The sequence below is a fragment of the Streptomyces sp. 8K308 genome, from assembly GCF_004348315.1.
Lineage (GTDB): Bacteria > Actinomycetota > Actinomycetes > Streptomycetales > Streptomycetaceae > Streptomyces.
The window spans coordinates 1-7,993 of record NZ_SMKC01000321.1 but is presented as its reverse complement, the minus strand read 5'-3'; the positions used below and the strand labels follow the sequence as shown (position 1 = coordinate 7,993).

The 7,993-nt window shown below is 70.4% G+C and carries 6 protein-coding genes and 2 pseudogenes; 3 read left to right on the top strand and 5 right to left on the bottom strand.

The window, feature by feature from the left end; genetic code table 11:
• From E1265_RS29775 to E1265_RS29755, 5 genes and pseudogenes are all read right to left on the bottom strand, one after another.
• Window positions 1-946: pseudogene (locus tag E1265_RS29775) on the bottom strand (ISL3 family transposase); the annotation flags it as partial.
• Between the two features lie 152 nt (window positions 947-1,098).
• A complete protein-coding gene (locus E1265_RS29770; RefSeq protein ID WP_132934093.1) occupies window positions 1,099-2,274 on the bottom strand; it encodes an ABC transporter permease in 1,176 nt (391 codons plus the stop codon).
• A gap of 92 nt (window positions 2,275-2,366) precedes the next feature.
• A complete protein-coding gene (locus E1265_RS29765; protein ID WP_132934092.1) occupies window positions 2,367-3,056 on the bottom strand; it encodes an ABC transporter ATP-binding protein in 690 nt (229 codons plus the stop codon).
• A 14-nt stretch (window positions 3,057-3,070) separates the two neighbouring features.
• A complete protein-coding gene (locus E1265_RS29760; protein ID WP_132934091.1) occupies window positions 3,071-4,219 on the bottom strand; it encodes a peptidoglycan-binding protein in 1,149 nt (382 codons plus the stop codon).
• Window positions 4,216-4,713, bottom strand: coding sequence for a hypothetical protein (locus E1265_RS29755; RefSeq protein ID WP_132934090.1), 498 nt, complete (start codon window positions 4,711-4,713; stop codon window positions 4,216-4,218). The genes E1265_RS29760 and E1265_RS29755 overlap by 4 nt, the downstream gene beginning before the upstream one ends.
• Before the next feature lie 160 nt (window positions 4,714-4,873).
• On the opposite strand from E1265_RS29755, the gene E1265_RS29750 reads away from it, so the two are divergent.
• The 3 genes and pseudogenes from E1265_RS29750 to E1265_RS29740 form a co-directional block, all read left to right on the top strand.
• A complete protein-coding gene (locus E1265_RS29750) occupies window positions 4,874-5,530 on the top strand; it encodes a response regulator transcription factor (protein ID WP_132934089.1) in 657 nt (218 codons plus the stop codon).
• 56 nt (window positions 5,531-5,586) lie between these two features.
• Window positions 5,587-6,735: an ATP-binding protein gene (locus tag E1265_RS29745; protein ID WP_243741205.1), complete on the top strand. Its 1,149-nt coding sequence runs from the start codon at window positions 5,587-5,589 to the stop codon at window positions 6,733-6,735.
• 351 nt (window positions 6,736-7,086) lie between these two features.
• Window positions 7,087-7,993 (top strand): annotated as a pseudogene (locus tag E1265_RS29740) (IS1380 family transposase); the annotation flags it as partial.

The window sequence follows — 7,993 nt, the reverse complement described above, 5'->3', positions numbered from 1 at the left end:
GTTCGGGGATGCGGGCGTAGCGCTTGACGGTGTTCAGGGCGAGGTTCAGGCGGCGGGAGCAGTCGAGCAGACCGACGCCGGAGTCGAGGAGGGTGTGGACCTCGTGCCAGCGCTCGCGGGTGGTCTGCTCGCGGACGCCGCCGGGCCGTGGCGGGTTGATGGTGGCCCAGCATGGGGCGTGGGCGCGGACCTCGGCCAGGACCTTGTCGCACAGGTTGCGCCACAGATGCCAGCGGTCGCTGACCTGCACCGCGTCGGGCAGGGCCCGGCGGATCGCCTCGGCATAGGTGGCCGAGCCGTCCCGGCACACGACCTCGACTCTCTTCTTCCCTCGCAGCCATGCCTCCAAAGTGGCGGCCTCGCGGTTGGGCAGGACCTCGACGCGTTCGCCGGTCTCGGCGTCGATGATGATCGTGGTGTAGCGGTGGCGGCGGCGCAGGGCGAAGTCGTCGACCCCGATCACCTGTGGGATCCGCACCGTCGGTATGGGGATGCGGCGCAGGACGCGCAGGGCGGTGGCGTAGGAGACGGGCACGGCCAGCGTCCGGGTGAGCCGGGCAGCCGCCCGGCCGCATCACTCCTTGACCACCCCCGAGACCTGGCTGGTCAGACGCGTGGTGCGGCGCTGAAGGCGCTCGATCAGCCCAGGGACTTGCTCGCGGAAGGTCTGCCGTCGACAGCCCAGGACTGGGCAGACCAGACGTCGCACCTGGACTTTGACCACGACGAGGCGGCCATCCACCGGCACATCCGCGACGGTCCGGCCGTGGTATCCGTGCACCTTCCCCGTCGGGACCCCGCACATCGGGCAGGGAACGGGAACATCCCGGGTCCGGGCCAAGACCCGGATCACCTCACCGCCGTCCGCCACACCATCGATGACCAGCGCAGAGACCCTGAGAACACCGTTGCCACAAGGGAGTTCACATCTCGCACATGACGTCAACGACGCCCGTCGCCTACCGTCACCACCGACTACGGAACAGAGCCACTCGTTTGACAGACCCGAGATAGGAGTCCGGGGCCGAGCCAGGCGGTGCCTGACCCACGCCGTTGGCCGCCGCCGGCCCTCCGTGATCCGGCGGCGGCCAGCGGCTGTCAGGGAGCGGCCAGCGCCTCGGTCGGGGAGAGGCGCGCGGCCCGGATGGCCGGGTAGAGGCCGGCGATGGCGCCGATGGCGAGGGTGGCGGCGAGGCCGCTGCTCATGGCCAGCGGCGGTACGACGGCGGGCCAGTCCTGGGAGAACGCGTACCCCGTGGTGACCCCGATGCCGATCAGCACGCCACCGATGCCGCCTAGCGCGGAGAGCAACAGCGACTCGGCCAGGAACTGGGTGCGGATCTGGCCATGGGTGGCGCCCAAGGCGCGCCGCAGGCCGATCTCCGAGCGCCGTTCCAGCACCGAGATGACCATGGTGTTGGCCACCCCGATGCCGCCGACCAGCAGGGCGACGGCGCCCAGGCCGATCAGGAGGCCGGTGAAGGCCTCGTCGGTGGCCTGCTGAGCGGCCAGCGCGTCGGAGGGACGGGAGACCTGCACCTCATTGGGCGCCTCCGGGTTGGCGGTGGCCGCCAGTACGTTACCGACCGCCTCCACCTCGGACTCGTCGGACCTGGTGTAGATGGTGGTCGGATGGCCGTCGAAGCCGAGGAACTCGGCGGCCGCGGGCCAGCCGACCAGCGCCGCGTCATCCAACTCCGGGGCCAGCAGCAGCGGTTCGAGAATGCCGATCACGGTGAACCTCTCACCACCGATGACCACCTGGGTTTCCGGGGCGGCCCGTGTGATCCCGAGCCGTTCGGCCGCCGACGCGCCCAGCACCACGGCCGGGTAGCCGGCGGTGGCCTCGTTCAGCCAGACACCGTCGGCCAGTTCGCCGCTGATGGCCGGCAGCAGGTCCTCCCGGGCGGCGACGGCGGAGAGCCCGCCGGTCTGCTCCTCGGGGATCTCCTCCGACCGGTAGATGGCGATGCCGGAGAGGACCCCGGTGGCCGACACCGATTGCACCGGTGAGATGCGTTCGATCATCGCCTCCGCCTCCACCGGCAGCGTGGCCTCATCGCCCGACAGGGTCTGGCCAGGGGTGATGGTGAGGAGGTCGGTGCCCAGCGAGGACAGGGTGCGGTCAAGTTCGGCGCGGGACGAGGAGGAGATGCCGACCACACAGATCATGGCGGCGATGCCGATGGCGATACCGAGCGCGGACAGGAACGCCCGCAGCGGGCGGGTGCGCAGGCCGACGCCGCCGACCCGCAGTACATCGCGCGGCCGCATTCTGGCCGGGACCAGCTTCGGCCGGTCCTTCTGGCGGTCGACGGCGTCCCGCTCGGAAAGGTCCTGGCCCGGACCGTCCTTGAGGACCGTCATCAGGTTCCCACCTCTGAGGCCGTTCGGTCCGCCGAGTCGGCGACGATCCGCCCGTCGCGCATCTCGACCTGCCGGGGCAGGCTCGCGGCGATCTCCCGGTCGTGGGTGATGATCACCACGGTGGTGCCCAAGGTGTTCAGCTCCCGCAGTAAGGCCATCACCCCGGCGCCTGAGGCGGTGTCCAGCGCGCCGGTCGGCTCGTCCGCCAGCAGCAGCGCCGGCGCACCGGCCACCGCCCGCGCGATGGCCACCCGCTGACGTTCACCTCCCGACAACTCGTGCGATAGATGGTCAAGACGGTGTCCAAGCCCCACCCGCCGCAACGCCGCCGCCGAGCGGCGCCGCCGTTCCCGCAGGCCCATGCCGTTGTACAGCAGGCCATCGGCGACGTTGTCCAACGCCGCGACACCAGCGGCCAGATGGAAGCTCTGGAAGACAAACCCGATCCGGGTCGCCCGCAGCGCCGAGAGCTGCCGTTCGGACAACGTGGAGATGTCATAGCCGTCGATTCGCACGGTGCCGGAGGTGGGGCGGTCCAGGGTGCCGATCGTGTTGAGCATGGTCGACTTTCCCGAGCCCGACGGGCCGACGATCGCGACCAATTCGCCGTGCTCGATCGTCAGCGAGACCCCGGCCAGGGCGGTGACCCCGCCCGGGTAGCTCTTGGCCACCCCGGACAGCGAGATCATGGAAGGCGTCGGCGTCATCCGGGCACTCCCACGGCCATACCCTCCGCCAGGCCCTCACCACTGACCTCGACCCGGCCGCCCGCGAACAGGCCGACGTCCACTGCGACATACCGGGTGGTCGTCCCCTCGACGACTTCAACCCCGAAACCGCCCTCGCGCAGCGCCACCAGCGCCGCGACCGGCACCGTCAGCACATCGGCCCGCTCTCCCGCCATGAAGGTCACGTCCAGCACGGCCTCGTCGAGGTCGGCGACCGCCTCCTGGTCCTCCAGGGAGATCAGCACCTCCAGCACGGTCTCAGTCTCCTCGCTGTCGCCGGTGCCTCCCTCGCTGGTCTCGGTGATGGTGCCGGTCTCGACGACTTCACCGGCAACCGAAGAGCCGTCGGGCAGAGTGACGGACACCGCGGTATCCTCCTCGGCCAGCCGCTGGTTGCCCGGTTCCGTCTCGACGGTCACCATCTTGGCGGTGCCGGAGTAGGTGAGCACGTTCTGCCCGGGAGCCAGCGCCTGGCCGACCTCGGTCTCCAGGCTCTCGACCCGGAGCGCGCCGCCCGCGAAGACCACCCGGCCCAGCTCCACCACACCGGTCTCCGGCAGACCCACGTCCTCCTGCCATTCCTCCACCGCGTCCGCCGTCGCCTCGGTGAACTCCTCGTCCACGGTGAAGCCCGTGTAGCCGAGTTCGGAGAGGTTCTGCTCCAACCGCTCGACATCCGCGCCGTTCTCGACGCCGTAGCTCAGCTCGCGGTGGGCGGGCGTTGACCCGTACATCAGCACCACTGGCAGCTCGTCAATCGAGTACAAGGTCTCGCCGCGGCTGACCTCGGCATCCGTCTGAGGCAGCCAGGTCAGCGTGCCGGCCAGCCGGGTCGCCGTGGCGGCGGTGGCGCCATGGTTGAGCTCACCGTCGACCTCGATGGTGTCGTGGAGGGTTTCCCTGGTCACCTCCGCGGTGGCCGGGAGGCCGGCGCCGGATGCCTCGGCGTCTTCGCCGCCGCTGATCAGACCGGCCGCGGCGACGGTGACCGCTCCCGCGGCGGCTACCGCGATCGCCGCCGCCAGGATCTTCTTCCCGCGGCCGCGACCACGGCGACGGCTGCCTGCCCCGTCGCCCCCGGAGTCCTCGGGGCCGGGCGTGGGTCCCGGAATGAGCACGCTCATTCCCCGCCCTCTTCCTGCGCGGAACCCCCAAGCTGGTAGGAGTCGCAGGCCGCTTCCGCGGCGTCCCAGTCCGGGTCGTCGGAGATCTCCTCGTCGAGCCTCGAACCGCCCCCGTTCGGGTCCGGGTCGGGGAACCCGTCGATCCCGTTCTCCCGCATGCACTCCGCGTGCTCGACCGCCGCGTCCAGCATTTCGTCCGTCACTTCGGGCGGGCCACCGCCTGGCATCAGGTCCTGACACGCTTCCATGGCCGCGTTCATTTCGTCATCGCCCGCGTCCGAAGGGGCCAGGAACATCCCTTCGCCGGCCCCGGGGTCCGACATGCCGACGCCGTTGTCCCGCATGCACTGGGCGAACTCCAGCATGGCCTCCTCCGGGTCCTCGGAGCCCCCGCTCTCGCTTCCCTCCCCGCCGTCTCCGCCGCCGCACCCGGTCAGGGCCAGCATCAGCGCCAGCGGGATCAGCGCCACCGCGCCGGCAAGTTGTCGCCGCATCAACGTCCTCCTCATTCGTCCGCGCCGATCTCCATCGGCTGCCAACCGGCCGGCGGGATTCGCCGGCCCGGCGGGAACAAGACAACCCGCCACCATGTGGCCGGGCTGTTTGCGTCATCGCTAACGCCGCGCAAACCCCCCGCCTGGGACGCTGATTGCTATGCGGGTGCTGGTGGTTGAAGACGAAGCAATGCTGGCCGAGACGATCGCCGAGTGGCTGCGTGCCGACGCGCACGCGGTGGATATCGCGCTCGACGGGGCCGCGGCGCTGGAGCGTACCGGTGTCAATGACTACGACGTGGTGATCCTGGACCGGGATTTGCCCATGGTGCACGGCGACGAGGTGTGCCGGCAGCTGGTCGCGTCGGGTTCCACGGCCCGGGTGCTGATGCTCACCGCGGCGGCCGAGATCAACGACCGGGTGGCGGGCCTCTCCCTGGGCGCGGACGACTACCTGCCCAAGCCCTTCGCTCTTCCCGAACTCGCCGCGCGCGTCCTGGCGCTGGGCCGCCGCGCCCGGCCGGCCGTGCCGCCGGTGCTCCGGCGGGCGGGCATCAGCCTGGACCCGGCGCGCCGGGAGGTGTTCCGGGACGGGCGGTATGTGCTGTTGTCCAGAAAGGAGTTCGCGGTCCTCACTGAGCTGATGCGCGCCGATGGTGTCGTGGTCTCGGCCGAGGAACTGTTGGAGAAGGCGTGGGACGAGCACGCCGACCCGTTCACCGGCAGCGTGCGCTTCACCATCCTCAAGCTGCGCCGCAAGCTCGCCGACCCGCCGGTCATCCTGACCGTGCCCGGATCGGGGTACCGCATCGCATGAAGACCATGCGCGCACGCTTCACCCTGATCTACGGCGGCCTATTCCTGGTCGCCGGCATGGTCCTGCTCGGCATCACCTGCCTGTTGCTCGACGCGCGGCTCACAGAGCCCCCACAGAGCATCAGCCTCGCGGACATCGCTCAGGCGGCCGAAGGCGAGGAGGCGCCGCCCCCTCCCACCGATGAATCGCCGTCCCAGTCCGAGGAGCAGCAATGGGTCCTCCGGGGCGCCTCCGTGTTGCTGGCAGAGGAACAGAGGCAGCTGCGCAGCGAGGCGATCTTCTTGCTGGTCACCCAGGGAGCGATCGCGCTCATGCTGGTCGCCGGAGCGGCCGCGGGATTCGGCTGGGTGCTCGCCGGGCGTGTCCTCGCCCCGCTGCGCCGGGTCACCGAAACGGCGCGCCGGATCGCCGGCGCCCCCGTCGCCGGCCATGGCCTGCACGAGCGGATCGCGCTGAGCGGGCGGAGCGACGAAGTGAAGGAGCTGGCCGACTCCTTCGACACCATGGTCAAACGGCTGGACCGCTCCTTCGAGGGGCAGCGCCGCTTTGTCGCCAACGCCTCCCACGAACTGCGCACCCCGCTGACACTCAACCGCGCCTTGGTCGAGATGGCCATGCACCGCAAGACGGCCTCGGCCGATGTCCGGCAGCTCGGCGAGAACCTGCTGGAGATCAACGCCCGCCAAGAGCGGTTGATCGCCGGGCTGCTGCTGTTGGCCCGCGCCGAGCATGAGATCTCCGATCGGTCGCCGGTGGACCTAGCCGATGTGGTGTCTCACGTGGTCGCCCAGACGGCCGCCGAGGCGAGCGCCGCGGGCGTCACCGTGCGGGAGACCACGGCCCAGGCCGTCACTAGCGGCGATGTCGCCCTGCTCGAAGGGCTGATCCATAACCTGGTGCAGAACGCCATCCGCCACAACACGGGCGACGGCTCAGGCTGGGTCTCCGTCGCTAGCCGCACCACGGCCAGCGGCCGGGTCGAAGTGGAGGTCATCAACTCGGGGCCCACCGTCCCCCCTTATGACATTCCCAAGCTCTTCGAGCCGTTCCGTCGGCTGTCCGCCGACCGTGTGAGCACGACAAAGAGCGCGGGCCTTGGCCTGTCAATCGCCCGCTCGGTGGCACACGTCCACGCCGGCACCCTCACCGCCGCCCCCCGGCTCGGCGGCGGCCTGATCATGACCGTCGTCCTCCCCGGGTCGTGAGCACACTGCTCTCGGCCTTCACCGCCGTCCCTGTCGCATTGGCGTGTTGAAGCCGATGAGCTCCGGACCCAGGCTATCGCGGACGATCTGCTCGACTTCCACGGCACACGGGGCCGGCCCGAGGGGTGCACTGCTGCGCCGCACCCGCGAGATCGCTGGCCGTCATGGCCCATTTTGTGCCGGGGAACGCCGTGGCCCTGCCCGGCAGGCGGAGGCGCCAGTTGGTCTGGCGCCAGGCCCTGGGCGAAGCCACGGCATTCATCGTTGTCAATCCTCCCTACCTTGTTGATCGGATGAGCGAGCTAGTCGTAGGGTGGCTCACCCAGGGAGTCGGGGTGTGCCAAGAACGCGGCTCCAGATGCTGCGGGGCAGGTGATCGTGGACCTGGACGGGGTCCTCGTGCTGGCCCACTCAGGACGCCACCGCGACGTGGAAGAAGACCTTTGGGCACCATCCCCTGACGGGGGTTCGTCGATCACGGAAGCGGCGGGAGCGGGGAGCCGGTGGCCGGCCTGCTCAGGCCGGGCAACGCGGGCAGCAACACCGCCGCCGACCGCATCGAGGCCGCGAGGCTGGCCCTGGCGCGACTGCCGAAGAAGCACCGGCGTGGACGCCAGACGCTGATCCGTACCGACTCCGGCGGCGGCACCCACGAGTTCGTCGCATGGCTCGCCCGGCGCGGGCGGTGGCTGTCGTATTCGGTCGGCATGCCCATCACCGACGCCCTCCACCAGGCCGTCCTCAAGGTCCCCACCGCCGCATGGACGGTGGCCGTCGAGCCGGACGACGAGATCCGCGACGGCGCCTGGGTCACCGAACTGTCCGGTGACTGTCTGAAGGGCTGGCCGAAGGGAACGCGGCTGATCGTCCGCAAGGAACCCCATCCCGGCGCCCAGTTGCGCTTCACCGACGCCGACGGTCCGCAGCTCACCGCGTTCGCCACCAACACCACCGGCGTCCCGATCGCCGCACTCGACCTGTGGCATCGCCAGCGCGCGAGGGCCGAGGACCGCATCCGTGCCGCCCGCGCCACCGGCCTTACCAACCTGCCCCTGCACGATGCCGCGCAGAACAGATCTGGCTGGAGATCGTCCAGATCGCCCTCGATCTCCTGGCCTGGATGCCCCTGCTCGCTCTGACCGGCGAAATCCGCAGGTGGGAGCCCCGCCGCCGCCTCCGTCTCTTCTCCGCCACCGCCCAGCTCGTCATCACCGCCCGCCGCCGGCACCTGCGATTCGCACGTCACTGGCCCTGGACC

Excerpts from the sequence above, each read along its gene's own strand:
- E1265_RS29770 (WP_132934093.1), bottom strand. The coding sequence starts at position 2,274 with ATGCGGCCGCGCGATGTACTGCGGGTCGGCGGCGTCGGCCTGCGCACC.
- E1265_RS29765 (WP_132934092.1), bottom strand. The coding sequence starts at position 3,056 with ATGATCTCGCTGTCCGGGGTGGCCAAGAGCTACCCGGGCGGGGTCACC.
- E1265_RS29760 (WP_132934091.1), bottom strand. The coding sequence starts at position 4,219 with ATGAGCGTGCTCATTCCGGGACCCACGCCCGGCCCCGAGGACTCCGGG.
- E1265_RS29755 (WP_132934090.1), bottom strand. The coding sequence starts at position 4,713 with ATGCGGCGACAACTTGCCGGCGCGGTGGCGCTGATCCCGCTGGCGCTG.
- E1265_RS29750 (WP_132934089.1), top strand. The coding sequence starts at position 4,874 with ATGCGGGTGCTGGTGGTTGAAGACGAAGCAATGCTGGCCGAGACGATC.
- E1265_RS29745 (WP_243741205.1), top strand. The coding sequence starts at position 5,587 with ATGGTCCTGCTCGGCATCACCTGCCTGTTGCTCGACGCGCGGCTCACA.